This is a genomic window from Thioalkalivibrio sp. ALJ1 (genome assembly GCF_000745395.1).
In the GTDB taxonomy this organism is placed as follows: domain Bacteria; phylum Pseudomonadota; class Gammaproteobacteria; order Ectothiorhodospirales; family Ectothiorhodospiraceae; genus Thioalkalivibrio.
In genome coordinates this window covers 1,732,073-1,756,446 of the sequence record NZ_KN050684.1, presented here as the reverse complement: position 1 = coordinate 1,756,446, position 24,374 = coordinate 1,732,073, and the positions used below count along the sequence as shown (strand labels likewise).

The following is a 24,374-nucleotide window of genomic DNA, read 5'->3' as shown; positions in this document are numbered from 1 at the left end:
AATGTACACACTCGCGTTGGTACCCCAGGTTTTCCGAGACAAGGCGCGTCGCGTAGCGGGTAGTGGTTCTACCCGCCCGTTTCTGATGGATTTGGGGCGCAACGCAGGATCGGGGAACCTGGGGTGCCAACCCCGCAACCCATTGAAAGCAGGGGCTCGGCCGCCCGTTGTTAATCGAAAACGGGCGCGCGCACGGCGTTGCGGCTCCCTTGTGCAGAATGACTGCACGGCAGTCACCGCGCCTTGTTCGCACGCAAAAGCAACTCGAGCGCGAGCGTGTACATTAATCAGTGTTTCCTTAAACGTTACATAGTGAGATCTCGCGCGACGCGCGGGACAGGAGATCGAGATCATGATGAAAGGTGGCATGGGTGGCCTGATGAAGCAGGCCCAGAAGATGCAGGAAGACATGCAGAAGGTGCAGGCCGAACTGGCCGAGATGGAGATCGAGGGCCAGGCCGGCGGTGGGCTGGTCAGCGTGGTCATGACCGGCAAGCACGCCGTGCGCCGCGTGAAGATTGACCCGAGCCTGTTCGATGACGACCGCGACATGATCGAGGACCTGGTCGCTGCGGCCGTCAACGATGCCGTGCAAAAGGTCGAATCCACGACCCAGGAACGCATGGGCAGCCTGACCGAAGGTATGGGCCTGCCGGCGGGCATGAAGCTGCCGTTCTGACGCAGCGGATCGGGCGCGCCTGATGGATGCGGAACTGGACGAGCTGGTCCAGGCGCTACGTTGCCTCCCCGGTGTCGGGGCCAAATCGGCACGGCGCATGGCGCTGCACCTGCTGGAGCGTGACCGCGAGGGTGCGCGGCGCCTCTCGCGGGCAATGGACGAAGCCGTGGCCCGTATTGGCCACTGTTCGGTCTGCCGGACGCTGACCGCGGCCGAGACCTGCAGCCGTTGCGCGGACCCGGAGCGGGATTCGCGGGTGGTCTGTGTGGTGGAAAGCCCCGGCGATGTGATGGCTATCGAGTCGGCGACCGACTTTGGGGGGCGCTTTCATGTGCTGCTGGGTCGTCTGTCACCGCTGGATGGCATCGGTCCAGAGGAGTTGGGGCTGGACCGTCTGGAGGCGCGGCTGCAATCCGAGGGCGTCGAGGAATTGATCCTGGCCACCAACACCTCCGTCGAAGGCGAGGTGACCGCCCATTACCTGGCGGAGATGGCGGCGCGTCACGGGGTCCGCACCACGCGCATCGCTCAAGGCATCCCCAGTGGCGGGGAACTGGAATACATCGATGCGGGGACCCTGGCGCACGCGTTATCGGGTCGTCGGGACTATTGAGCGGCCTGCGCCAGCGGCGCATTGAATCCATTACCGTTCCCTGATATAACTCCGCTCCGTTCATGCGGGAGACGACAATGGCCGACTGCATCTTTTGCAAGATCGTGGCGGGCGAGATCCCGGCGAAGGTGGTGTTCGAGGACGAGGCCGTGCTGGCCTTTGAAGACCTCAACCCGCAGGCCCCGGAGCATGTGCTGGTCATCCCGAAAAAGCACATCGCCACGTTGAACGATTTGTCGGCCGAAGATGCCCCGGTGATCGGCGCGATGTCCCGCGCGGCTGCCCGGATTGCACACGATCGCGGTTTTGCTGAAATCGGTTATCGAACCGTGATGAATTGCAACGAACACGGTGGGCAAACGGTCTACCATATACACATGCATGTCCTTGCCGGACGTGCACTGAGCTGGCCACCAGGCTAGCCAGGACCGACAACACGGATTATCGGTGTGACGCGACACGGATTGAACGGTGCAGCCTTGAAGCGGCCGCAGGCGCAAAGCCCGCGGTCTCTGCCTGTTTGTGCCTCACGTTCGTCGCTGATGTTTGTTGTCCTGGCGGTGGCTGGGCTTGCGCTGGGCGCGGGCACGGCCAGTGCCGATGACCGTTTCTCGCTGCTTGAGGCGTCCTCGTCAGGCGTGATGCCGCAAGAGAATCCGGATGCGGCCCGCGATGCCGAGTCTCGCTACCGCTTGTCGGTGCGCAGCACTGGAGATGCCGCGGCCCTTGATGAAGCGGACAATGCGTTCAGTGGAGCGCGCCTGTTCGAGGCGGTGGGTGCCTATCACCAAGACCTGGGTGCTGGCTTCGGTTACGGCCTGAATCTAGGCCTGGGCATGGAAACCCGTCCGGACTGGAACGATCTCGGGCCGGCGAGTGAAACCACCGCCTACTTTACCGACTTCAGCTTTGGGCCGACCTTCGCCTCTGGCCGATTTGATAGCCAGTTCCGCGTGGGGGTGCGTCAGCCCCTGTCCAGCGACGATCGCGGCCTCGGCTTCGGTTATGGCGACCGCTATCGCGATACGGGCCGTACCGCGGGTTACCTGAGCCTGGACGGGCGTATGCGTCTGCAGAACCAGTCCGAGCTGTCCCTGAGCTTGTATTACGACGACTATTCGCTGAACTCTGCCGACAACTGGCTGGCCGACCGCCTCGAATTCGAAGGCGCAAGCCGCGAGCCGACTTCCTCGGTCATCGGCCTCGAAATGGGCCTGACCTTCTGATCCCGGCCCCCACCGCCACTCCCCCCACCGCTAGTTCGAAAAAACACTTCAAGAGCGTTAGCAGGAAGTTGGTAAGGCTGGAAGAAATGCTCGTTTTAATGCGCTGAGCGGCGCCGGGGTCGTTCGCAGGGCTTACTCGAACAAGCGTTTTTTGATCCCTTTCCCGTCCAGTCTACCCTTCTTCCTGTAAACCGATTTTTTGGTTTTCTTGTGCGCTACGTGGTGGAACCGTTACCCGCGGGCGCGGGTTTGGGCGGGGATTTCGGCAGCAAGGTCATGCCAGGCCTGGAGGCGGGCTGCGGGCAGTTCGCCTGAGTCGATTGCGGCCAGTACCGCGCAGCCGGGCTCGCGTTGATGGCGGCAATCGCGGAAACGGCAGTGATCGGCGCATTCCGCGATATCGGGAAAGCCCCGTTCCAGCGTGTCCAGTGACGGGATTTCGGGTGTGAAATCGCGTACCCCCGGGGAGTCGATCCAGGCGCCGCCATTGGCCAGCGGGAACCACTGGGCCGTGACCGTGGTATGACGGCCTTCCCCAGAAGCGGCAAGCTCGCCGGTGGCGGGTGCGGTGGCGTCCGTCAACCCGTACTGATCCAGCAGCGCGGCGACCAGCGAAGATTTCCCGACACCGGATTGCCCCACCAGGATATTGGTCTGGCCGGCGGCTGCCGCTGCCAGGTCATCGAGCCCATAGCCCGTCTTGGCACTGACGTACAGCGGCTCCAGGTCCAGCTGGCGGTAGGCATTCAGCCATTCGGGTGGGGCCGCGGGGCCCGTATCCTGTTTGTTGATGAGCAGGCGGGGTCGAGCTGGTAGGTTTAGCACTGCCACGAGGAAGCGGTCGATCAGGTTGCGCGAAGGCGCCGGTTCCGGGGCAATCACGATCCACACGCAATCGATATTGGCCGCGATCACTTTGCGCCGCCCGAAGCCGTCCCGGCGCACCAGTACATTGTCGCGCTCAAGCAGGTGGTCCACCTGCTCGCCGGTGGTGTCCAGCTCAACGCGGTCGCCGCAGGCGAGATCGCGGAAGCGCCTGTGCAGGCGCAAGCGGCGCGGGGGTTCATCGTCCCGCGCGATGTCGGCCATCTGGTTGTGGCGAGCGAAGACCCGGGCGAATGGGGTCAAGCCCGAGCCTCCGTCCGTCCAGGTCGATTATTCGAAAAGGGCATCAATACGCGCGGCACAAATGAAGTCGTTTTCGCTCAGGCCGCCGATGGCATGGGTGGAGAACTCCACCGCGCAGCGATTGAACCCGACCGCCATGTCGGGATGATGATCCTCGACGTGCGCGATCCAGGCGACTGCATTCACGAAGGCCATGGTTTCGTGATAATTCTTGAATTTGAAACTTCGTTGGATGCTCTTTCCGGCTTCGTCGATGCCCCAGGCTTCTTGCAGTTGTCCCAGCGCCCCCTCCGCGTCCGCGCGGGGCATCGGGGCGGTCATGCCCTCGCAGGATTGGCAATGCCGGGTCTTCAGATCACTCATCGAACTGGTAGTACTCCGCGTTGAGGTAGGCGACTACGGCATCAACCTCGTCGTCGAACCAGTTGGTGCCGAGGTTCGCGTTGCAGTTGTTGACCTGGGCCACCAAGTCGTCGTGCGAGCCGACCATGCGGTTCTCACGGGTGTACAGCTCAGAACCATCACCTCCGACCATGTCGGCGTGACAGCTAATGCAATTATCGCTGTGCAGTTCCTGCCCCTTGCGGATGTCGTCGGCCAGCGCGGTGCTTGCGCCACCCAGGCTCAGGGCCAGCACCGCGGTGCCGGCGGCAATGTGTGCGTTGTTGAATCGCATGAATCCCTCCTGTCATCGGGAGTTGTAGCGGGGCCACAGACCCCGCAACCATGATGATAGACTCCTGCGGCAGATGAAAGGGTCCCGGCCGTGACCGATGGCCTGCCCGCGAAGGAGTGCGCAATATGGCCGTGAACGCCGAAAACCTGATCTGGATCGATCTCGAGATGACCGGTCTCGAGCCGCAGACCGATCGTATCCTGGAGGTGGCGACGATCGTCACCGACAAAGAACTGAATGTGCTTGCCGAAGGACCCGTAATTGCGGTCTATCAGCCGTCCGAGGTGCTGGGGGCGATGGATGAGTGGAACCAGCGTACCCACGGAAATTCGGGGCTCATCGAACGGGTTCGCACCAGCTCGTCGGATGCGGCGGATGCCGAGCAGGCCACGCTGGAGTTTCTGGCGCAGTATGTGCCGAAGGGGGCCTCGCCGATGTGCGGGAATTCCATCTGCCAGGACCGGCGGTTCATGGCGCGCCTGATGCCGGAGCTGGAGCAGTATTTCCACTACCGCAACCTTGACGTCTCCACGCTGAAAGAGCTGGCGCGGCGCTGGGCGCCGGATGTGATCGCGCAGTTGCGCAAGAATGCGTCGCACCAGGCCCTGCAGGATATCCGGGACTCGATCGACGAGCTACGCCTGTACCGCGAGAAGTTCATCAAACTGCCGCCAGCGGCATCGCACGACTAGGGAGACGCTGATTGAATCGCATGTCCGCGCTCGAGTTGCTTTTGCGTGCGAACAAGGCGCGGTGACTGCCGTGCAGTCACTCTGCACAAGGGAACCGCAACGCCGTTCCCGCGCCCGTTTTTGATCAACAACGGGCGGCCGAGCCCGCTCTTTCAATCACTTGTCGGGTTGGTGCCCCCTGTTCCCCGATCCTGCGTTGCGCCCCGAACCCATCAGAAACGGGCGGGTAGAACCACTACCTGCTGCACGACGCGCCTTGTCTCGGAACGCTTTGTCTCGAAAAACTGGGGGGCGCCAACGCGGTCGTGCGATTCAATCAGCGTCTCCCTAACCGCAGCGATCGTTTGGTTCTCGGAGTGTCCGGCGCCTTCCTCAGGTCGCCCGCCAATCAGGTCTAGCCAATGGTGGCAGGTGGGATACCGGGCGATGTAATGGTGGCCGGCCTCGGGGCGGTTGGGTGTGCCCGGAGACTGAGGCAAGGACTGAAGAGCGGAGGGCGTGCGGCCGCCAAACGCGTTAGCGCGGTGAGCCGAGGCCTTTTTCGATGCGGTCGGCCAGATCGATCAGGCGCGCCGAGCTGGCGCCGGACTTCTGCTGCTGGCACTCCAGCATCTCGTGCGCCAGGTTGAGCGCGACCATCACCGCGATGCGCTCCGCGCCCACGATGCGGCCTCCATCGCGCAACTCACGCATGCGTTCGTCCACCAGGGTTGCCGAAGCAAACAGATCGGCGCGTTCCTCCGGTGGGCAGGCAATCTGGTACTCCTTGCCCATGATGGAGATGCGAACGGGTTCGGACTGGCTCATTCGCTGTGCTCCATCGATCTCAGGCGCGCGATCATGTTCTCGACCCGGTGGCGGGCTTGTTCGTTGCGTTCCTTGAAGGAGGCGCGTTCGCTTTTGAGCTGACGGACCTGTTCCTGCAGCAAATGATGCTCCTCACGCAGGGCCGCATGCTCTTCCAGGAGGCGCGTGATCGCGGCCTCAAGGCGCTCGGTCGGGTCAGGTGCGGAATCGTCGTTTGGCTGCATGGCCTTGAGTCCCGGTTGGCAAGGGCGGCGTCCGCCGCAGGTCATTCACTACTGGAGTCTAGGAGCCGTCCGCGCAAAGCGTCAACTTGCGTGATCTTCTTGCGGGAACACCTTCACTGTATGGGCCGGTAGCAAACCCTCGCAGCGGGGTTTGTTGCGGCCTGCGGCTCAGGCTGGCCACAATAAGTCGATTTCCCCTGATTGAGTATCTGCCGCCCATGACCCAGCCGCCCGAACCCGGCCCCGAGGCCACCGTAATCGAGGGTACGGCCCATAATGGAAAGCCGTGCCGGATTGTCGACAATACGGGCACCGTGCCGCACCCGGAATTGGAGCGGTTGTTGAACGCCTTGATCGAGGACAAGCGCTTCGGTCTCAACATGCTGTCCTCCACGGGTTCCAGCGCGATCAAACTGGGCGAGCCGCAGTTCACGCACCTGCAGGTGGGGGACGAGCTTTACCGCTTCCTGCTGTTCCCCTATGAAGCCCGCCTGGAGTCGTTTTGATGGCGCGGGAATCACATGCCGGCAATACGAAATCGCTGGACGGTCTGGAGCGCGACGTCGACGCCCTTCGAGAGCAGCTGGAGCATGGCCTGCGCAGCATGGGGTATGCGCAGACGCCGGCGTCGGCACATGGTTTGTTTACCGGCTGCCTGGTGGCGGACCCGGGCGCCAATGTCGACGCCCTGGAGCGCAGCCTGGGCGAGGCGTTCCCGCTAACTGAAGGGGCGGGCGATGCGTTCGGCAAGACGGTCGAGGCGATTCGCCGGGCGTTGCTGGCCCAGTTATACGACGTGGAGCTGGGGTTTGGCCCGCTGTTGCCGGACGACGAGGCCATCGAGGCCCAGGCCCAGGCGCTGTCCGAATGGGTGGACGGCTTCATCGCCGGGCTGGGGCAGACACCGCGGCTGGGTCATCTCAAGCCCTCGGCCGAGGCCAGCGAGATCCTGCGCGATTTCGCCGAGATTGCCCGCATCGAGCTGGAACCCGACGACGACGAGGAAAACCTGGCGGCCTTCGAAGAGCTGAACGAATACGTGCGCGTGGGCGTGCTGCTGATCGCCGACGAGTTGGCCCCGGACGACCCGAAACGGATCCCAATGCAATGACGCGAACGCGACAAGCCCCCCGGCCGGGCCGGATGCCCGAGATCCCCCAGGGCGAGTTCGCCCGGCGCCGCCAGCGACTGATGCGGGCGCTTGGCCAGGACTCGATAATCGTCGTCCCCGCTGCGCATGAGCGCACCCGCAACCGGGACGTCGAATACCCGTTCCGCCAGGACAGCGACTTCCTCTACCTGACCGGGTTCCCGGAGCCGGATGCGGTCGCCGTGCTGGTGCCGGGGCGACCGGCGGGTGAATACATCCTGTTCTGCCGTGATCGCGATCCCACCCTGGAAACCTGGCAGGGCCGCCGCGCCGGACCGGATGGCGCGATGGAGACCTATGGCGCCGAGTGTGCCTTCCCCATCGAGGACATCGACGAGATCCTGCCGGGGCTGATGGAGAACCGCGGTGTGATGGCCGCGCCGTTCGGACGCGACGAGCCGCTGGACCAGCGCCTGTTCGGCTGGGTCAACCAGGTGCGGGCCAAGGCGCGTAACGGCGTGCGTGCGCCGCACGAATTCGTCGCGGTCGAGCATCACCTGCATGAACAACGGCTGTTCAAGAAGGCGCCGGAGCTGAAACTGATGCGCCACGCCGCAGCCATCTCCACCCAGGCGCATGTGCGCGCGATGCAGGCCTGCCGTCCGGGCCTGACCGAGTTCGCGGTGGAGGCCGAGCTGCTGCACGAGTTTCACCGCTTTGGCACCGAGACCGCGTACCCCTCCATTGTCGGTGGCGGCGAAAACGGTTGCATCCTGCACTACATCGAGAACCAGGCTGAGTTGAACGACGGCGACCTGCTGCTGATCGACGCCGGCTGCGAGGTGCAGGGTTATGCCTCCGACATTACCCGAACCTTCCCGGTTTCCGGGCGCTTTGGCGAGCGTCAGCGCGAGGTCTACGAATGCGTACTGGCCGCGCAGCTCGCGGCGATCAAAGAGGTGCGCCCCGGCAACGACTGGGATACGCCACATAGCACAGCCGTGCGTGAACTGACCCGTGGGCTCAAGGACATGGGCGTGCTCAAGGGCCGTCTCGACAAGCTGATCCGCGATCAGGCCTTTCGACCGTTCTATATGCACCGCACTGGCCACTGGCTGGGGCTGGATGTGCATGACGTCGGCGACTACCGGGTCGGCGACGCCTGGCGCCAGCTCGAGTCGGGCATGGTGATGACCGTGGAACCGGGTCTGTACTTCGGGCCCTACAGCGAGGCACCCAAGGAGTTGCGGGGTATCGGCATCCGCATCGAGGACGACGTGGCCGTCACCCGCGACGGCCACGAGGTCCTGAGCGCCGACTGTCCCAAGAGCGTCGCCGACATCGAGGCCTGCATGGCCGGTGACCTTCCGGGTTGGGACTAACCATGCCCGCCCGCCGCGCCGTCCATTGCGATCAAAGGCCGAGGATTCGGTTCGGCGCCTTTTGCCTGCAAGCAGCCTCCTGCAGTGGGCAGCATGCACGATCCTCCGTGGGAGCCTGCTTGCAGGCGAATGGGGGAGCGACAATCCCGCTCCGCCCGTCAGGAACCGCAGGGTGCGTTGAGCTCCGCGAAACGTACCGCTCACCCCGGAGCCACGCGCCCCGTGCTGCCATTCGCTGCGCTTATCCGCATGCTACTCAGCGGTATTTTGCTAACGGTTCATCAGGAGCCTGCGTGTTTTGGAGTCGGCATGGCCATGGCTACCATTGGACGGGAACCCACCACTCCCGTCATCGCGAGGCGCACAGCGCCGTGGCGATCGCCTGCCGTTACCACCCGGTCCCGCCAATGTACAGGCATCCAGAGGTTTCCACGGCCCCTGCGGGGCCTCGCAACGACGGGATATCGGGCTGACATGACCGAACAGCGATCCGACATCGCCATCGTCGGCGGCGGGCCGGTAGGTGGCCTCGCCGCTTGCACTCTGGCGCGGGCGGGCTACGCGGTCACGCTGTTCGAGCGGGGTGTATCCCCGGTGCCGAATGCACACGCCAACGACACCCGTGGCTATGCCCTGGCCGCTGGCACTGTGCAGTTCCTGGACGACCTCGGGTACTGGGCGCCGCTGGCGGAACGGGCCACCGCGATCCGCTCCATCGTCGTCAGCCGCCGCGGGGGCCTCGGGCGCGTCCACCTGAACGCGGCCGATCACGGGCGCCACGCGCTCGGGCAGGTGGTGCCGGCCGTCGCGCTGGAACCGATGCTGGACGCCGCCTGCCGCGAAGCCGGCGTGGACGTGCGCTACGAATCGACGCTGGCGGGGGTTGGCGAGGTCACGGACGGCCGCCGCGAACTCTGTATCCACGGCACGGAAGGCGAAGGTGCCTGGTCGGCACGCCTTATTCTGGCCGCCGATGGCATCGGCTCGCCCACGCGCAAGGCCCTGGGGCTTCCGGTCAACCGGCATCGCTACGCGGCGGATGCCCTGGTGTTCGATGTCCAGCCCGCCCGGCCGCACAATGGCCAGGCCTTCGAGCGTTTCACCGATGAGGGCCCGCTGGCGCTTCTGCCGCAGGCGGATGGACGCATGAACGTCGTATGGGTTGCGCCACCGGAGGCCTGCGAGCGGCGATTGGAACTGAACGGAGCGGAACGACTGCAGGAGTTGCAGGCCCGCTTTGGCTGGACCCTGGGGCGGCTGCAGCCGGCGGGTCGCGTGGTGCGCTTCCCACTGGAGCGTGTGCATGCCCCGGAGCCGGTTGCGGAACGCGCGCTGCTTCTCGGCAACGCCGCGCACTCGGTGCACCCGGTGGCGGGGCAGGGGCTTAACCTGTCTCTGCGCGACGTGGCGACATTGCTGGGTGCACTCCGTGAACGTCACGGGCAGGGCGGGGCGCTGCGTTTTGTGGCCGATCCCGGCGCGTCCGATACCCTCGCGGCCTATGCCCAGGCCCGACGCAATGACGTTAACGGCGTCGTTGCGGCCACCGACTTCCTTGCGCGCGGCATGCTGCATGCCGCTGGGCTTCGCGGGCATGCCCTGGGCAGCGGGATGATGGCCGTAGACCGCCTGCGTCCCGCGCGCGATCGTCTGGCGCGCGCGGCGATGGGGCTGGGGGCATTGCCGCGACATACCGCGCGGCAGCTCACGCGCCCGGATGTCGGGAGCAAAGCATGAGCCAACACCCATCCAAAGACGTGCTGGACGTCCTGGTCGTCGGGGCCGGTGCCGTGGGCGGAGCGATTGCCCTGGGTGCGGCCCGTCAGGGCCTGCGTGTCGGCCTGCTGGAACGCAACACGGCTCCCACCTTCCATGAGGTCATGCCGGTTACCCGCGTCGCGACGCTCAATATCGCCTCCATGGAGTTTTTCGCCAGGCTTGGAGTGCAAGACGCCCTGGAGGCCCGCCGTGCTCACGCCTTCTCCGGCATGAGCGTCTGGGATGCCCATGGCCCCGGCCATATCCGTTTCGATGCCGACGAACTGGGTGTTCCGGCCCTGGGCTGGACCGTCGAGCACGCCGCACTGGAGGCGGTTCTGTGGGACGAGATGGAGGCTGCGGGGGTCGCCCTGTGGCCCGAGACCGAGTGGAAGACCGTAGACACCGGCCCGGATCGGGTCGACGTCTATGGCAACGGCCATGCGTTGCTTGCTTCTGCACGGCTGGTAGTCGCGGCCGACGGGGCGCAGTCCTCATTGCGCACCCGTATGGGCATTCCGGTGCACGAGCAGGACTACCACGCCCGCGGCGTAGTCGCGACCGTGACCACCGAGCGCCCGCACGAGGACACCGCCTGGCAGCGTTTCGTCGACGACCAGATCATCGCCTTCCTGCCGCTGGCGGACGGGCGCAGCTCCATTGTCTGGTCGCAGCCTGAACTGCAGGCCGAGGACACGCTGGCGCTGGACGATGCCGCGTTCTGCGAGGCGCTGGGTACCGTGATCGACCATCGACTTGGGGCGATCACCGCCACATCCAGGCGCGCGAGCTTCCCGCTGGTGGCCCGCCATGCCCAGTACTACCACGCTGGCCGCGTCGCCCTCGCGGGCGATGCCGCCCACACGATCCACCCCCTGGCGGGGCAGGGCCTGAACCTCGGCCTGGCCGATGCCTGTGCCCTGATCGAACGCCTGCACGGCCCCGCCCGTCGCGACCCCGGCGCCGAGACGGTTCTGCGCGCCTATACTCGCGACCGGCGTGCCGAGAACGCCTTCATGCAACGCGCGATGGATGGCTTCCGCCTGATCTTCGGCACCCACGCTGCCGGCCTCCCCGAGCTACGCGGCCTCGGCATTCGCCTGGTCGACCAGGCCACCCCGCTAAAACGCCGCCTCGCCTTGCGCGCCTTCGGCCTCGATTAGCGCTGGACTAACCAAGGTCGCGCGGGGGGCGTCCGCCTCTGCCCAGCATGACCCACCTCGGTGGGCAAGCGTGCGTCGAGCCTGCATCCCGCGCAGGCAAGGGCTTCGCCGCCAAGGCAGCTCCTACAGGAAGTGCGTGGTTTTTTTGCAACATCGTGTGGGCGGGATTGGTCCGAATCGCCCCTCGTTGCAAAAAAGCAACGCCAGTCTGCGGCGATTGTGACGTCTCATTCAGCCCGAAAACCGATAATTTTTCCCAACGCAGAAAAAATAAGTGAAATCTGATGAATTCCTCAATTTCAATGGACGCTGGCACATCAGAGAAATCTTATTGTCCCATATTTTCAGTGAGTTGAAGGTTTATTCGGACATTCCTCGAGCGTCTGCACGCAAGTGCTTGATCCTTCAAACGGGGGTATTGGGGCCAGAACCGGGGCGACTGTGGCAAATTTTTCCCGCTTGGGGGTTGAAACGCGACACCGTGGTGTATATAAAACACCTGTCATTCGCGGCATCGACCGTGGATGCTGGCGTAGAAACATCCAAAACACCTCTCCTGGGAGACACGCAACATGAAAAAACAGATTCTCGCAGTCGCCGTTGCCGGCGCCTTCGCAATCCCGGCCTTTGCCGCCGCCGACTCCAGCGTCACCCTGTTCGGTCAGCTGCAGACGCAGATCGTCCACCACAGCGCCTCCGGCGATGATGGTCAGTTCGACAGCGGTTTCCGTCAGCACGACGCCGGTCAGGCCGGTAGCCCGACCGACGGTCAGGGCCCGAACCGCATCGGCGTGATGGTCAACCACGACCTGGGCAACGGCATGACCGCGCTGGCCAAGTTCGAAAATGACTTCACCACCGGTGCCGGTGGCGGCGACAACGTTGGCTTCAACGGCCCGCAGCGCGACATCTACGTCGGTCTGCGTGGCGACTTCGGCCAGATCATCGCCGGTCGCATGACCTCCTCCTACAACACCGCCGGCAAGGACCCGCTGAACGGCACCTTCATGCAGGCGCGTGTCCAGGGCGGTCGCCAGGGCGGCCTGGGTGGCTTCGGTAACGGCGGCTACGTCGACCGTGGTGTTCGTTACAGCAACAGCTTCGGCATCGTGAGCATGGACGTCGGCATGTTCCTCGACAACAGCCAGGATGGCCGTGCGGCCTGGTCCGGCCGCTTGAACTTCGACCTGGATCCGGTCGAAGTCTACGTGGCTCATGTAGATGCTCGCCGTTACGAGAATAGCGACGCTGACACCTGGCGCACCACCAAGATCGGTGCCGACTGGTCTGCCGGTCCGTTCCGCCTGAATGCTGAAATCGAAGACTTCAAGCGCGACGCCGGAATTGCCGGTCCTGAGGCTGAAGGCAACACCTACTGGGCCGCCGGTACCTACTCCATGGGCCGCAACGACTTCGTGCTGAGCCTGGGTCACACCCGTCTTGACGATGCCAACAACAGCGACTTCGCCGCGCTGGCCATCAAGCACAGCTTCAGCAACCGTGTGATGGCCTATGCTGGCGTTGCCTACAACAGCACCGATGATGCTGGTGGCAACTTCGACGATACCACCTCGACCTACGACGGCAGCAGCGACCTGCGCTTCACCGGCGTCGGTGCCGGCATGCGGGTGTCCTTCTAAGCTCGAACGCTTATTGCAAGCGGTATAACAACAAGCATCAAGCTTGTTTTGCGGGGCCCCCAGGGGCCCCGTTTTTTGTTTGTGGAGGGCCCCGTTTGGGTCCTTTTTGCGTTTGGGGGACCGTTAGGGCGAGTACTGGTTGCCGGCCCGGTACGGCATCGCGTTGGTGGCGAGTCCGGCAAGCATCAATTACGTCCGCACTCTGATTTCGAGCACAACGCGCCAATCTACGGCCGGGTTGTAGGCCCTGCAGATCGCGACGGCGCCGTACGTCTCGCGCTGGGGACGATTGCGGTGTGTGGGGGCAAAGGGGCTGGTAATCAACGCCGGCGGGTTAGTCGAGGGCGTCTACGCGGATTTGGAGGGTCATGGCGTCGCGGTCTCGGGTGCTGCGGCGGGAAGCGAGACCACGTTCGTCGTGGGTGGTGGTCTGTGCGCTGCCGGCCAGATCGTGCCACTGGTCGGGTTCGAGGGTGAGGGCGGTCGTCACCGTCTCGCGGTGGATGTGGCCGCGGTAGGCGCCGGCGGGCTGTTCGTGCAGGTGTTCGATGGCGACGCGGATGCGTCCGTCCGGCTGGACTTGCGGGCGTACGCGGAAACCGCGGGCGGTGTCGCGGAAGATGGGTTCGGTGCCGAAACCCGCCGGGCCGACGAAGACGCGCAGGCCCTGGGCCTCGGTCTCGCCGACCAGAATCGTGGCTTCGGTGCCTTCGCGCAAACGTACCTGCTGGGTGCGGTCGTCGCGGCGGTTGGTGGTGCGGCGGGTCACGGTGCCGCGCCCGCGGGTGCCGTCCGGGCCGGTTTCGAAGTCGATGCCGGCGCCGCGCTGGCTGCCCGGTGCGTCAGCGGCGCGGCGTACGTAGAGCGTCAACTCACGGGCGGGTTGGTCAAGTTCGGCGACGACTTCGCGAATCTGTTGCAAAGTGCGCGCATCGGCGCGCACCAGCAGCCGGAAGCCATCGGCGCGCAGGGTGGCGGCCTCGCCGAACAGGCCCTGGAGTTCGGACAGGACCTCGCGGGCGGGCCGGTTGTTGAGTGGGAGCACGGCCACTTCGTCGTGGGCGTCGCGCGCGGATGTTGCGCCGGCGGGTAGTAGCAGCCCACATGCCAGGCCTCCGATCGTGCGGAGCAACCGGCGGCGTTCAGACGTGGAGGCGGCGGATTTCGACGGCTTCATCGCTGAGGCTCCAGTTGGCTTCGAAGTCCTGGGCGGCGCGATGGGTGCCGGGGCGATCGTCCGGATCGCCGCGCAGGACGCGGCGCCCACCGGCCTGGGTCAGCTGCATCCAGCCACTGTGGTCGGCGATGACCGTCAGGGTCAGGGGGCTTTCCTCGGAGGCGTCCAGGCGCCGGACCGTTACTGCCGTAGGCAGGCGCTTGATGCTCTCAACCAGTCCGGGCAGGCGCTCCTTGAGGGCGAGGTCATCATCTACCAGGAGGCGGATATCGGTATGCCGATGCCGTCGCGCGATATTGGCCAAGAGCGAACCAAGGTCGTCTCCGACGATCTCGGCCAGGAGGGCTACCCGCGCATGCAGCCAGAAACGTCTGCGGGTGGCGTCGACGAGATCGGCCATCAGGGCCTCGGCATCAATGAGGGTGGGATCCCTCTCGGGAGCGGTCATGGGCATGCGACCTTTGTTCGGGGGCCTGTTCCCAGCATAGGGCAAGGGCGTCGCGCCCGCACCCTGCGCCGTTCTGCGGCGGGAAGATGGTGCGAACCCGTGATTCAATCAGTGTTGACCTATGGGGCCGGGATTCCCTGATGAGCTTTGGTTGCGATGCATGACGGGCGATAGGCAGGCCCTGGATGGTGGATCCGGTGGAGCATGCGGCGATGGGGTATGCCGGCGTCCTCAAAGGTGTCCGAGATCACAAAGAAATCATGGCGGGCGTAGAAGCCAATGCGGGTGTCCTGTGCGTTCAGCCAGACTTCCCGCCAGCCGTGGCGCCGGGCGGCCTCCATGGCGCAGTCCAGCAGGCGGGAGCCGATGCCGTGGCCGCGCCAGGGTTTGCGCACGGCCATGCGGCCGATCTGGCCGGAGGGGAGCATGCGCAGGGTTGCGATCGGTTCGCGGTCGGGCCCGGTAGCCAGCCAGTGCAGGGCGGCCGGGTCCAGACCATCGAATTCCAGTGGCTCGGGTACCCCTTGCTCCTCGATGAAGACCTCGCGGCGGATCAGGGACAGCGCGGTGGCATCGGCGGGCCAGGTGGCCTCCCGAAAGGTAATACGACGTTGCATGAGTGGCCTCCTCCGGAACGCGCTTAAGCTGTCCTGGCTTCGGCCCCGGACGATTAAGTCTAGCCCAGGTTGGGGCATTCTTCCTGTGCGGCGTTTCGCGGATCGGGCGACTCGAGTGTCCCGGTTCGGAAGGGTCTTCCGTCATTGCGAGCGCAGCGCGGCAGTCCATGGGCGAGCGGAGGGGGTAGGCCCTTGGCGATCGCCACGGCGCTGCGGGCCTCGCGATGACGGTTTAGGCTAGGCTATGAGGCGTCTCCGGCGCTTGCCTCGGTGCAGCCGTGTCAGCGAGTTATGCGCGGAGGCGTTAGCTAGCGCCGATCAGGGCGTCACGGACGCGGGTGGACAGCGGGTTGTCGGGGTGCAGCCAGATGCCGAAGTAGGCCTCGGCAAAGTCCGCGCCGGGGACTTCCACCAGTTCGGTGCCATTTTGCAGCAGGCGCGTGCCACGTCCAGGACGATACTCCAGGGCGTAGCGATCACCCGCCTCCATATCGCGGTAGGCGGCGTTGAAGGTCTCCAGGCGATCGGCCAGGGCCGCGAGCGTGTCGCCGCTTTGCTGATCCTCGAGCAAGGTATTGCCGCTCTTGCGGAAGTCCTCGGCGCTGATGGAGCGCAGGTATTCCAGCTCAAGCCGCTTGGGGACGTCCGCGGTCAGCACATCCTGGGGCGCGACGTCTTCTGGGACATATAGAGCGCCGACATAGACGCGGAACACGGTGTAGCGATAAAGCCGCCCGCCGCGCAGCGGCACCGGGGTCTCGTCGATCGTGATGGTGTCGGCAAAGCGCACGCCGTTGATCTCGGTATCGGCTTGCGCCGGCACCAGGGCGGCGAATAGTGCCAGTACGAATGCGAACGTGGCAGCGGAACGTGACGAAGGGATCAAACGGCTCATGATGCAGGACCTCCGGGGGCCGGTGAGAGGCGGGCATGCTCGCGCGCTTGGATGCGCTCGCGCAGGTGGTGTTGTGTGGCGGCGTCGATCGGGAAGCGCCAGACCAGGGCCATCGCGGCCAGCTTGAACAGCACCGGGAGACCGGCGTAAGCCAGGCCCAGGGCGAGCAGAGCGGTCGAACCGTTGCCGCCGTTGGTGGAAAACCCGGCCAGGCCCAGTAGCGGGAAGCTGATCCCGACGGCCAGGGCGAGCGCCAGTTTCGTCGCCATTCCCCATAGCCCGAAGAACAGTCCGGCGCGTTCGCCGCCGCCGTCGGCCGTGTCCTGGTCGATCACGTCGGCCTGCATCGCAGCGGGCAGCGCGAGATCGACCCCGAGGCTGAGGCCGGTCAGCACGGTGATGGCATAGAAGGCCAGGATGTCGCCGGTGCCCAGGAACGGCACCCAGATGAAGAACGCCGAGGCCAGTAGCATGGACAGCGTCCAAACGCGGTGCTTCGGCAGATGGCGGGCCAGCCGCAGCCAAAGAGGCAAAGCCAGGATGCCGGTAGCGAAGTACACCAGCAGCAGCGGACCGGCGTGTTCCGGCGCTTCCAGCACATGGGTGATGAACAGCAGGAACAGGGTCGCGGGGATCGCATTCGCGGTCCCGTTGAACACCCAGGCGAGGACCAGACGACGGAACGGTCGGTTGTTTGCCAGCAGCGCCCAGCCGGCGCGCCAGGGCACCGGGGCCAGGCGGCCCGCCCCCTCGGGGACGCGCCAGAGCAGAACGAACAGTGCCGGTGGCATCAACACCCACAGCAGTACGGCGAGGGCGGCCAGGGCTGCGCCGGCGTCGTCCTCCAGCCCCAGTACCGCTGGCAATGCGGCGGCGATTACGGTGCCCAGCACCACGAAGCCTTCGCGGGCGGCGGTGACGCGGGACCGCTGGTGGTAGTCGCCGGAGAGTTCGGCCCCCCAGGCGGTATAGGGCAGCGTGACCAACGTCCAGCCGAGGTAGACCAGGCTGGCAAAGCCGAGCAGGTAGAGGGCACCGGCCTCCGCGGGCGGGCGGAACAGGAGGGGCGCCGAGACGAGCAGGACCGGCACCCCTGCCAGTAGCACGGCGCGTCGACGCCAGGCCCCGGGGATGCGGTCGGACAAATACCCGACCAGTGGGTCGGTGATCACGTCCAGCAGCCGAGCCAGCAGCAGGAGAACGCCCACCAGGGTGACACTCAGACCGGTGTGCTCGGCATAGTGCGCGGGCAGGAAGACGTACAGCGGCAGGCCGAGAATGGCCAGCGGGAGGCCCAGCCCGCCGTAGGCGAACAGCTGCGTGCGCGGGAGGGCGATCACCTCATAGAGACTCGTGCGTATGGGCGGGGGCATCGGCCGCGCCCAGCCCTTCTGCAGGTTGCGGGCTTTGCAGTACGGCCTGCATCAGGTTGACCCGCGCGGTATCGAAGCCGACCTCGCAGTAGGCGAGGTAGTAGCGCCACATGCGCAGGAAGGATTGCGAGTAGCCCAGGGCCTCGATCACAGGCTCTGCCTGGCGGACCTCGCGGTGCCAGTGGCGCAGGGTGCGGGCGTAGTCCTCGCCGAAGAAGGCCTGGTCCTCGATCGCCAACCCGGCGCGTTCGGCCTCTTTGTTGAAGCGCGGCACCGAGGGCAGCATGCCGCCGGGGAAGATGTAGAGCTGGATGAAGTCGGCATTGCGACGGTAGTAGTCGAAGGCCTGCTCGGCGATGGTGATGACCTGCAGCGCCGCCCGGCCGCCCGGGCGCAAGCAGTCGCGTACCTTGTCGAAAAAGGTCGGCCACCAGTGTTCGCCGACTGCTTCGAACATCTCGATGGAGACCACGTGGTCGTAGGTCCCCTGCAGGTCGCGGTAGTCCTGCAGGCGTAGCTCGACGCGGTCGGACAGGCCGGCGCGTTCAATGCGCGCGCGGGCGTAGTCGAGCTGCTCCTGCGACAGTGTCACGCCGGTGACGCGGTAGCCTCGTTGGGCGGCCATCTCCGCGAAGCCGCCCCAGCCGCAGCCGATCTCCAGGATGTGTGCGCCGGGTTCGGGGTTCAGTTGATCCAGCAGGCGCGCATATTTCTGCGCCTGGGCCTGCTCCAGAGCCTCGTCGCCTCGGGTAAACAGCGCCGACGAGTAGCTCATGGTGTGGTCCAGCCACAGGTCGTAGAAGTCGTTGCCGAGATCGTAGTGGAAGCGGATGTTGGCGCGGCTGCCGCGTCGGCTGTTGCGATGCATCCAGTGGCGCATGCGATCGACTGCGCGCTGCCAGGCCGGACGTTGCGCCAGGGCAGTGAGGGCCTGCTCGTTATCGGTGGCCAGGCGCAGCAGGGCCTGCAGGTCGGGGGTATTCCAGTCGCCGCTGATGAAGCCCTCGGCGAAGCCGATATCGCCATGGCGCAACAGGCGCAGGATGGCTCGCCACGGGCGGCGGAAGTGCCATATAGCCTCCACGCCGGGCTGGCGGCCCGCAACGACCACGCGTTGGCCGGAGGGTCCAATCAGCGTGATCTGCCCGTATTCGATGTCCTTCAGGGCACGGGCGATCAGGCGCAGGGCCCAGTCCGGTCGCGCGGTGCTTTCCTGTGGGGTGTCGAGGTGGTCGAGGGCCATTAGTCGATCTCCTGTGCCGGTGGCGCCGGGCGGGGGTGGTAACGCCCGCCACGCCACCAGATCTTCACGGCCTGCCAGTGGATCAGGGGCAGGACCTTGAGGGTCATCCAGGGCTGGCGCAGGAAGGCGCCCAGCAGCGTGCGGTCGGTGAAGGCCTGGAGGCGGCCGTGTTGCGTGGCCACCAGCATCGGGTCCTGGTCCTGGTATTCGTTGATCGCGATGCGCAGAGTCGCGCCGGGTTCCAGACGCGGCGGCGTCAGGGTGAAGGCGTAGCGCGCGTCCATGTCGATGAAGGGTGAGACGTGGAAGGCCTTGTCTTTCTCCTGGCGGACCGGCAGCTCCATGCGAGCGCCACCCTGGTGTAGTAGGTAGTGGTGGTGCTCGCCGAAGGTGTTGCGCACCTCCAGCAGGATCGCGCGCAGTTCGCCATCGGCATGCCAGGCGTACCAGATGCTGAGCGGGTTGAAAGCGTGTCCCAGAATGCGGGGCATGGCCAGCAGGTGGATGGCACCACCGGCCAGGTCAACGCCATGCTCGGCCAGGTGCGTCTCGATCCACGGGCGCCAGGGACGGCCGTCGCGAGGGCCATGGTCACGGGTGCGCAGGCTGAACAGGTTGAAGCGATCCAGCGAGAACAGTCGGCAGCGCCGCGCCGTTTCGGCCAGGCTGTCGATGTCGAACAGAGCGCTGATGACCGGGTAGCGAAAGCGGTATTGCTGCGGGAAGAACCGCTGGTGCATTACCTGGCTATGGACCAGTGCGGCGTCCATTAAGCGCTCCGGGACTGCGCGGCGGGCGCGCTGACCGGCGTGCGGCCCCCGCCGTGGATGCCCGGTTCCGGAATGCGTTCGGGTTGGGCCGGGGTGTGTGCCGGGTGCGACCAGGGGGGTTCGATGCCCATGGATTGCCCGACGGCCACCGCCGAGCGCAGCCCGTCTTCGTGAAACCCGTAGCCCATCCAGGCGCCGGCAAAGTAGAGGTTGTTTTCGCCCTGAGTGGTGACCAGGCGCTGGCGGGCGCGCTCGGCGGCGGCGTCCATGACCGGGTGCTTCCAGTGCTGTTCGCCGAGCACGGTGGTCGGGCGTGGTTCGCGCCAGGGATTCAGGCTGATGATGTAGTCCTGGCGTCGATCCAGGCGATGCAGGCGGTTCATCCAGTAGGACACGGACACGCGGTCTTCGGCCTGGGTGGTGCGACCGCTAAGATAGTTCCACGAGGACCATACGCGGCGCGAGCGGGGCATCAGTTGGGGGTCGGTGTGCAGGATGGCGTGGTTGGGCTGGAAGCGGCAGTCGCCGAGTAGCCGGTCGCGCTGGGCATCGGCCCCGTTGAGCAGCCAGCGGGCCGTGTCGGCGTGGCAGGCAAAGACCACGGCATCGAACCCGGCCGCCTGTTCATCGGTTAGCACACGCCATTGCCCTTCTTCCGGCAGCACGGCTCGCACCGGTTGATGAGCCACCGTATCCGGCTCAAGTCGGCGCGCCAGGCGCCGCACGTATTCGCGGCTGCCACCGACCACGGTGCGCCATTGCGGGCGGTCGCGCAGGTCCAGCAGGCCGTGGTTCTGGAAGAACTGCAGGAAGCTTGCGGCCGGAAATTCGCGAATCTCTTCGGGTGGGCAGGACCAGATCGCGGCCGCCATGGGCAGGAGGTAGTCCTCGGAGAAGCGCCGCCCCAGACGGTGTCGATCGAGGAAGGCGCCCAGGGTGCCGTCCGGGGTTTCGCCACGTTCGAACAGACCTTTGCCCAGCCGGTTGAAGCGCAGGATGTCGCCGGCCATGCGCAGGAAGCTTGGGCGCACCAGATTGCGGCGCTGGGCAAACAGGGTGTTCAGGTCGGAACCCGCGTACTCCACACCTTGCGGCTGGCGTGAGTAGGCGAAGGACATGTCCGTGTCCTGGGTGTCGACGCCAAGCTCTGCGAACAGGCGGGTTAGCAGCGGATAGTTACGCTCGTTGTACACGACGAAACCGGTGTCAATGGCGACCGGGCCCTGCGGGTCCGTAACCTCGACGGTGTGGGCGTGGCCACCGAGTTCGGGTTCCGATTCAAACAGCTGGACCTGGTGTCGGGATTGGAGGATCCAGGCGGCGGATAGACCAGAAATACCTCCGCCAATAATGGCGATACGCGAGCGATTCATGGCGGTGGTTCTCCGAACCTAAGAGGCGATGTACATCTTATACAATAGCTGTACAATATTTGTAAATGCTGGCGGCGAAAAGTTCCGTGCCCGGCAATGGGCAAAGTCCAGTGACAATGGCAGGTAACCGACGAAGATAGGGGCGATGAGTAATGGAACGTTCCAGTACAGGAGGGCCGGGAATGGAATGGCCGGAAGAAGTACGCGCGGCACTGGAGAACCACGATATCGTTGGCATTACCTCCGGACTGTCGGACTTTCGTGATGCCGAGGCGTTGCTGGAGGCCACGAGCCGGGGCCGGTGGGTCCGGCTGGAGTGGGGGATGGGTTCGGCCCACAATCGCGAGCAGTTCCATGCCCTGCAGCAGGCCACCGGCGCCTCGGTGCTGCCGTTCTTCATCGCGCGTGACGGGGTGATCGGGGGGCTTCCGGAGTTGCGCGAGTACCTTGGTGGTCAGGCGCTCAAGGCGCGCGGTGAACGTCTGCGGCCGGATGCGCCGGCATCCGTTTTACAGGTGCTCGGATACGGGGGCCTGATACCCTTCGCCTTCTTCGGCGCAGGCGTCTGGATGGCCCAGCCGGAATGGCAGGCTTTCGCGCTGGAGGCCCTGGCGCTCTATGGTGCGGTGATCCTGTCGTTCCTGGGGGCGATCCACTGGGGGATCTACCTGGCGGATCGGCAGCACCGGGTAGGCCCGCTGGCCGCCCCGGTCTGGGCGGTGGTGCCGTCGATTCTGGCGTGGCTGGCAGTGCTGCAGCCGTTGCCGGAGGCCCTGATGACCCTGGCGGCGTTATTCCTCGGGGTACTTTGGGTCGACCGGCTGAGTCTGTCGCGCCTGGCACTGCCGTGGGGATATCTAGGCCTGCGCCTGGTGCTGACCGTGGGGGCGATTCTGGCCCTGGCCTCCGGGCTTGCGGTTACGCTGGTAGCTTGACGATGACGAGCGCAAGAATGAGTGAACACAAAGACCTGACCATGGATGTAGACGCCCGTACGGCTGATGAGCCGACGACACGGGACGCCGCGGACCCGCCGCTGGCCGCGCCGGAACAGCTCGCCGAGCACTACCGCGCCGTTCTCGCGGGACTGGGTGAGAATCCGCAACGCGAGGGTTTGCTGGATACGCCGATGCGCGCCGCCAAGGCGATGCAGTACCTGACGCGCGGCTACCACCAGGACCTCGATTCGATCGTGAACGGGGCGTTGTTCTCCTCCGACAACGACGAGATGGTGCTGCTTCGCGATATTGAGTTGTATTCCCTGTGCGAGCACCACCTGTTGCCGATTATTGGCAAGGTGCATGTCGCCTACCTGCCGGATGGCAAGGTAATCGGCCTGTCGAAGATCGCCCGTATCGTGGACATGTTCGCCGCACGCCTGCAGATCCAGGAAAGCCTGACCCGCGAGATCGCCGAGGCCCTGATGCAGGTGACCCACGCCAAGGGCGTTGGTGTGGTGGTGGATGCCAAGCACATGTGCATGACCATGCGCGGGGTGGAGAAGCAGCATTCGTCCATGGCGACCTCGGTGATGCTGGGCGCCTTCCGCGAGGATGGCCGCACCCGCCGCGAGTTCCTGAACCTCATCCGCGGTAGCCGCGACTGAACCCCGACCGGGCGGCGTCGGGGGTGTTCAGCGCAGCGGGATGCTGAACGAGATGTAGTTGACCCCGGCCATGCGCATGTGGCGAACGTCCTGCGCCAGGCTGTTCAGCAGGTAAAGGCCCAGCTCGCGCAGCGATTGTTCGTCGCTGGCCGTCCACTGGCGTGCCTCGCGCAGTGCGGCCTCGTCGACCTCGGCCGCGGCGGTGCGATCGATCAATTCCACCGCCAGCGTCTCGCCCTCGCGTTCCAGACGTACATCGACCGGCCGGCTGCGTCCCGGCTCGCGGGCTGCCTGCTCGGACAGATGCATGAAGACCTCTTCCAGGGCGATCTGCAGTTTGACCGATTGCTTTTCCGGCAGGCTCAGGCTTTCGCCGAATTCCTGCGCCATGGCATGGACCTGTGGCAGGGAATCCGCCTCGGGCTCGAAGGTCGCGCGTCGATGCGGGCGAGGCCGCAGGTTGAAGATCATGCTGAGTGCCACCGCCACCGTGCCGCCGGTGGAGACGCCGTTATTCAGAAACGGGCTCAGCGCCTCCGGGATCAGGTGGTGGAAAAACAGTTCGTTCTGGAAGATGAAACCCGTCGAGAAGGCGACACCGATGATCAGGCCGCTCTGGTAGTTGAGGCCGTCCTGGGCGCACAGGCGTATCCCCGCGACGAACAACAGGGCCAGCAAAATGAGTAGGAACGCGCCGAAGACGGGGCCCGGCAGCGAGATCATCAGCATGTTGAGCTTGGGAATCAGCGCGATCAGCGCGAGAAAGGCGGCGAAGTAGTAGCCGACCCGGCGGGCGGCCATGCCGGTCAGTTCGATCGAGGAGACGCCAATGCCATAGGTCGTGTTGGGCAGTGTGCCCAGGCTGCCGGCGATCATGTTGCCCAGGCCGTCCGCATACAGCCCGCCGCGCACGCGGTCGTGGTCGATCTTGCGCGGGGTGCGGTAGGAGTTGCGCTGCGCGACCTGGGTATCGCCAATGGACTCTACCGCTCCGACCAGGGTCACGATCGCGAAGGTCAGAAGCAGCGTGAACCAGGTGGGTGAGAACTCGAAATAAAAGCCGGGCCATTCCAGCGGCGGCAGGCCAAACCAGGCGGCCTCGGTGACCTCCGAGAAATCCGTGACGCCGAAGATCATCGCGACCACGATGCCCGAGCCCAGTCCCATGATGGGCGCCCACAGCCGCAGCAGGCGGCCGCCGAAGACCGCAACGAGAATGGTGAACCCGAGGGTGAACAGGGCCACCACCAGCGCTCGCCAGGTCCCCTCGTAGTCTCCTTCACCCTGCATCATGTCGGCTGTGGTGGGGATCACGCCGAGCACCACCAGCATGATCACCACCCCACTGACCGTGGGCGTGATGATGCGGCGGAATAACCCGAGATAGCGCGCGAACAGAAATTGTACCGGGGCCGATAGCACGGCAAGTGTGCCGACCAGCGCCATGCCGCCGACCAGGGCGGCCTCGATGCCCACGGCCAGGTAGGCGGTCGAAGTCCCCATGAAGATCAGGTAGCCCGATCCGATCGGGCCGACGCGGCGGACCTGAATCAGTGTGGCAAGTGCGCTGCCGATCAGGGCGGCGAATACGGTCCACTGGGTCGCGGCCAGATCGAGACCGATGGCGCGGGCCAGGATCAGGGGGGCGATGATGATGGTCGGTGCGACCAACAACAGGCTCTGCAGCGCACTGATGGTGCATTTGACCGGAGGCGGGTGATCGTCCACCTCATAGAGGATCTTCGACTGGGAAGCTTCGGCCACGGTGCCCCTGTGCGCGGTTGGCGAAAGCGC

The 24,374-nt window shown here is 65.3% G+C and carries 27 protein-coding genes; 13 read left to right on the top strand and 14 right to left on the bottom strand.

The window, feature by feature from the left end; genetic code table 11:
* Nucleotides 1–352: 352 nt before the first annotated feature.
* The 4 genes from F462_RS10640 to F462_RS10625 all read left to right on the top strand — a co-directional run bounded on the left by F462_RS10640 (nucleotide 353) and on the right by F462_RS10625 (nucleotide 2,518).
* Nucleotides 353–679 carry a YbaB/EbfC family nucleoid-associated protein gene (locus F462_RS10640; RefSeq protein ID WP_018141730.1) on the top strand — a complete coding sequence of 109 codons (327 nt, stop codon included), beginning with the start codon at nucleotides 353–355 and terminating at the stop codon, nucleotides 677–679.
* A gap of 22 nt (nucleotides 680–701) precedes the next feature.
* Nucleotides 702–1,292: a recombination mediator RecR gene (gene recR / locus F462_RS10635; protein WP_018141729.1), complete on the top strand. Its 591-nt coding sequence runs from the start codon at nucleotides 702–704 to the stop codon at nucleotides 1,290–1,292.
* A gap of 77 nt (nucleotides 1,293–1,369) precedes the next feature.
* Nucleotides 1,370–1,714, top strand: a complete 345-nt coding sequence (locus F462_RS10630) for a histidine triad nucleotide-binding protein (RefSeq protein WP_018874605.1) — start codon at nucleotides 1,370–1,372, stop codon at nucleotides 1,712–1,714.
* A gap of 27 nt (nucleotides 1,715–1,741) precedes the next feature.
* Nucleotides 1,742–2,518, top strand: coding sequence for a hypothetical protein (locus tag F462_RS10625; protein ID WP_026181647.1), 777 nt, complete (start codon nucleotides 1,742–1,744; stop codon nucleotides 2,516–2,518).
* 231 nt (nucleotides 2,519–2,749) lie between these two features.
* On the opposite strand, the gene rsgA is transcribed toward F462_RS10625, so the two are convergent.
* The 3 genes from rsgA to F462_RS10610 are packed head-to-tail and all read right to left on the bottom strand — an operon-like array spanning nucleotide 2,750 to nucleotide 4,322.
* Entirely contained in the window at nucleotides 2,750–3,646 is an 897-nt protein-coding gene (gene rsgA / locus F462_RS10620) for a ribosome small subunit-dependent GTPase A (protein ID WP_038053974.1), read from the bottom strand.
* Nucleotides 3,647–3,673: 27 nt separating this feature from the next.
* Nucleotides 3,674–4,009 carry a 4a-hydroxytetrahydrobiopterin dehydratase gene (locus tag F462_RS10615; protein WP_038053973.1) on the bottom strand — a complete coding sequence of 112 codons (336 nt, stop codon included), beginning with the start codon at nucleotides 4,007–4,009 and terminating at the stop codon, nucleotides 3,674–3,676.
* Entirely contained in the window at nucleotides 4,002–4,322 is a 321-nt protein-coding gene (locus tag F462_RS10610) for a c-type cytochrome (protein ID WP_018141724.1), read from the bottom strand. Before F462_RS10610 ends, F462_RS10615 begins: the two co-directional genes overlap by 8 nt.
* Nucleotides 4,323–4,447: 125 nt before the next feature.
* Here F462_RS10610 and orn point away from each other — a divergent pair, with 125 nt between their 5' ends.
* A complete protein-coding gene (orn, locus tag F462_RS10605) occupies nucleotides 4,448–5,014 on the top strand; it encodes an oligoribonuclease (protein WP_038053970.1) in 567 nt (188 codons plus the stop codon).
* 516 nt (nucleotides 5,015–5,530) lie between these two features.
* On the opposite strand, the gene F462_RS10600 is transcribed toward orn, so the two are convergent.
* Together F462_RS10600 and F462_RS10595 are read right to left on the bottom strand one after the other, a co-directional pair.
* A complete protein-coding gene (locus F462_RS10600; RefSeq protein ID WP_018141722.1) occupies nucleotides 5,531–5,821 on the bottom strand; it encodes a cell division protein ZapA in 291 nt (96 codons plus the stop codon).
* Nucleotides 5,818–6,045, bottom strand: a complete 228-nt coding sequence (locus F462_RS10595) for a hypothetical protein (RefSeq protein ID WP_018141721.1) — start codon at nucleotides 6,043–6,045, stop codon at nucleotides 5,818–5,820. Before F462_RS10595 ends, F462_RS10600 begins: the two co-directional genes overlap by 4 nt.
* 218 nt (nucleotides 6,046–6,263) lie before the next feature.
* On the opposite strand from F462_RS10595, the gene F462_RS10590 reads away from it, so the two are divergent.
* The 6 genes from F462_RS10590 to F462_RS10565 all read left to right on the top strand — a co-directional run bounded on the left by F462_RS10590 (nucleotide 6,264) and on the right by F462_RS10565 (nucleotide 13,078).
* The gene (locus F462_RS10590; protein ID WP_018141720.1) at nucleotides 6,264–6,551 is read left to right on the top strand and encodes a hypothetical protein; all 288 of its coding nucleotides are present in this window, start codon (nucleotides 6,264–6,266) and stop codon (nucleotides 6,549–6,551) included.
* Nucleotides 6,551–7,156, top strand: coding sequence for a UPF0149 family protein (locus F462_RS10585; RefSeq protein ID WP_018874601.1), 606 nt, complete (start codon nucleotides 6,551–6,553; stop codon nucleotides 7,154–7,156). Before F462_RS10590 ends, F462_RS10585 begins: the two co-directional genes overlap by 1 nt.
* Before the next feature lie 32 nt (nucleotides 7,157–7,188).
* Entirely contained in the window at nucleotides 7,189–8,517 is a 1,329-nt protein-coding gene (gene pepP, locus F462_RS10580; RefSeq protein WP_018141718.1) for a Xaa-Pro aminopeptidase, read from the top strand.
* Nucleotides 8,518–8,991: 474 nt separating this feature from the next.
* The gene (locus F462_RS10575) at nucleotides 8,992–10,254 is read left to right on the top strand and encodes an FAD-dependent monooxygenase (RefSeq protein WP_038053967.1); all 1,263 of its coding nucleotides are present in this window, start codon (nucleotides 8,992–8,994) and stop codon (nucleotides 10,252–10,254) included.
* A complete protein-coding gene (locus tag F462_RS10570; RefSeq protein ID WP_018874599.1) occupies nucleotides 10,251–11,438 on the top strand; it encodes an FAD-dependent monooxygenase in 1,188 nt (395 codons plus the stop codon). Before F462_RS10575 ends, F462_RS10570 begins: the two co-directional genes overlap by 4 nt.
* Nucleotides 11,439–12,010: 572 nt before the next feature.
* Entirely contained in the window at nucleotides 12,011–13,078 is a 1,068-nt protein-coding gene (locus F462_RS10565; protein WP_038053961.1) for a porin, read from the top strand.
* A gap of 334 nt (nucleotides 13,079–13,412) precedes the next feature.
* Here F462_RS10565 and F462_RS10560 read toward each other — a convergent pair whose 3' ends face one another.
* From F462_RS10560 to F462_RS10525, 8 genes are all read right to left on the bottom strand, one after another.
* Nucleotides 13,413–14,255 (bottom strand): secretin N-terminal domain-containing protein, encoded by an 843-nt coding sequence (locus tag F462_RS10560; RefSeq protein WP_038053957.1) that lies wholly within the window; start codon nucleotides 14,253–14,255, stop codon nucleotides 13,413–13,415.
* Nucleotides 14,221–14,703, bottom strand: a complete 483-nt coding sequence (locus F462_RS10555; RefSeq protein ID WP_026280094.1) for a DUF7931 domain-containing protein — start codon at nucleotides 14,701–14,703, stop codon at nucleotides 14,221–14,223. The genes F462_RS10560 and F462_RS10555 overlap by 35 nt, the downstream gene beginning before the upstream one ends.
* 119 nt (nucleotides 14,704–14,822) lie before the next feature.
* Nucleotides 14,823–15,320: a GNAT family N-acetyltransferase gene (locus tag F462_RS10550; protein ID WP_018141712.1), complete on the bottom strand. Its 498-nt coding sequence runs from the start codon at nucleotides 15,318–15,320 to the stop codon at nucleotides 14,823–14,825.
* A gap of 304 nt (nucleotides 15,321–15,624) precedes the next feature.
* Nucleotides 15,625–16,215 carry a chalcone isomerase family protein gene (locus F462_RS10545; protein ID WP_038053955.1) on the bottom strand — a complete coding sequence of 197 codons (591 nt, stop codon included), beginning with the start codon at nucleotides 16,213–16,215 and terminating at the stop codon, nucleotides 15,625–15,627.
* The gene (locus F462_RS10540) at nucleotides 16,212–17,588 is read right to left on the bottom strand and encodes an MFS transporter (RefSeq protein ID WP_051918123.1); all 1,377 of its coding nucleotides are present in this window, start codon (nucleotides 17,586–17,588) and stop codon (nucleotides 16,212–16,214) included. Before F462_RS10540 ends, F462_RS10545 begins: the two co-directional genes overlap by 4 nt.
* A complete protein-coding gene (locus tag F462_RS10535; protein WP_018141709.1) occupies nucleotides 17,557–18,831 on the bottom strand; it encodes an SAM-dependent methyltransferase in 1,275 nt (424 codons plus the stop codon). The genes F462_RS10540 and F462_RS10535 overlap by 32 nt, the downstream gene beginning before the upstream one ends.
* Complete coding sequence (locus F462_RS10530) at nucleotides 18,831–19,601, bottom strand: DUF1365 domain-containing protein (protein WP_018141708.1); 771 nt, start codon at nucleotides 19,599–19,601, stop codon at nucleotides 18,831–18,833. The genes F462_RS10535 and F462_RS10530 overlap by 1 nt, the downstream gene beginning before the upstream one ends.
* Nucleotides 19,601–20,974: an NAD(P)/FAD-dependent oxidoreductase gene (locus tag F462_RS10525; protein WP_038053950.1), complete on the bottom strand. Its 1,374-nt coding sequence runs from the start codon at nucleotides 20,972–20,974 to the stop codon at nucleotides 19,601–19,603. Before F462_RS10525 ends, F462_RS10530 begins: the two co-directional genes overlap by 1 nt.
* 182 nt (nucleotides 20,975–21,156) lie before the next feature.
* Here F462_RS10525 and F462_RS10520 point away from each other — a divergent pair, with 182 nt between their 5' ends.
* Nucleotides 21,157–21,909: a DUF3429 domain-containing protein gene (locus F462_RS10520; RefSeq protein ID WP_208854138.1), complete on the top strand. Its 753-nt coding sequence runs from the start codon at nucleotides 21,157–21,159 to the stop codon at nucleotides 21,907–21,909.
* A 17-nt stretch (nucleotides 21,910–21,926) separates the two neighbouring features.
* Nucleotides 21,927–22,580 (top strand): GTP cyclohydrolase I FolE, encoded by a 654-nt coding sequence (gene folE / locus F462_RS10515; protein ID WP_018141705.1) that lies wholly within the window; start codon nucleotides 21,927–21,929, stop codon nucleotides 22,578–22,580.
* Between the two features lie 27 nt (nucleotides 22,581–22,607).
* Here folE and F462_RS10510 read toward each other — a convergent pair whose 3' ends face one another.
* Nucleotides 22,608–24,344 (bottom strand): uracil-xanthine permease family protein, encoded by a 1,737-nt coding sequence (locus F462_RS10510; protein ID WP_018141704.1) that lies wholly within the window; start codon nucleotides 24,342–24,344, stop codon nucleotides 22,608–22,610.
* Between the last annotated feature and the right edge of the window lie 30 nt (nucleotides 24,345–24,374).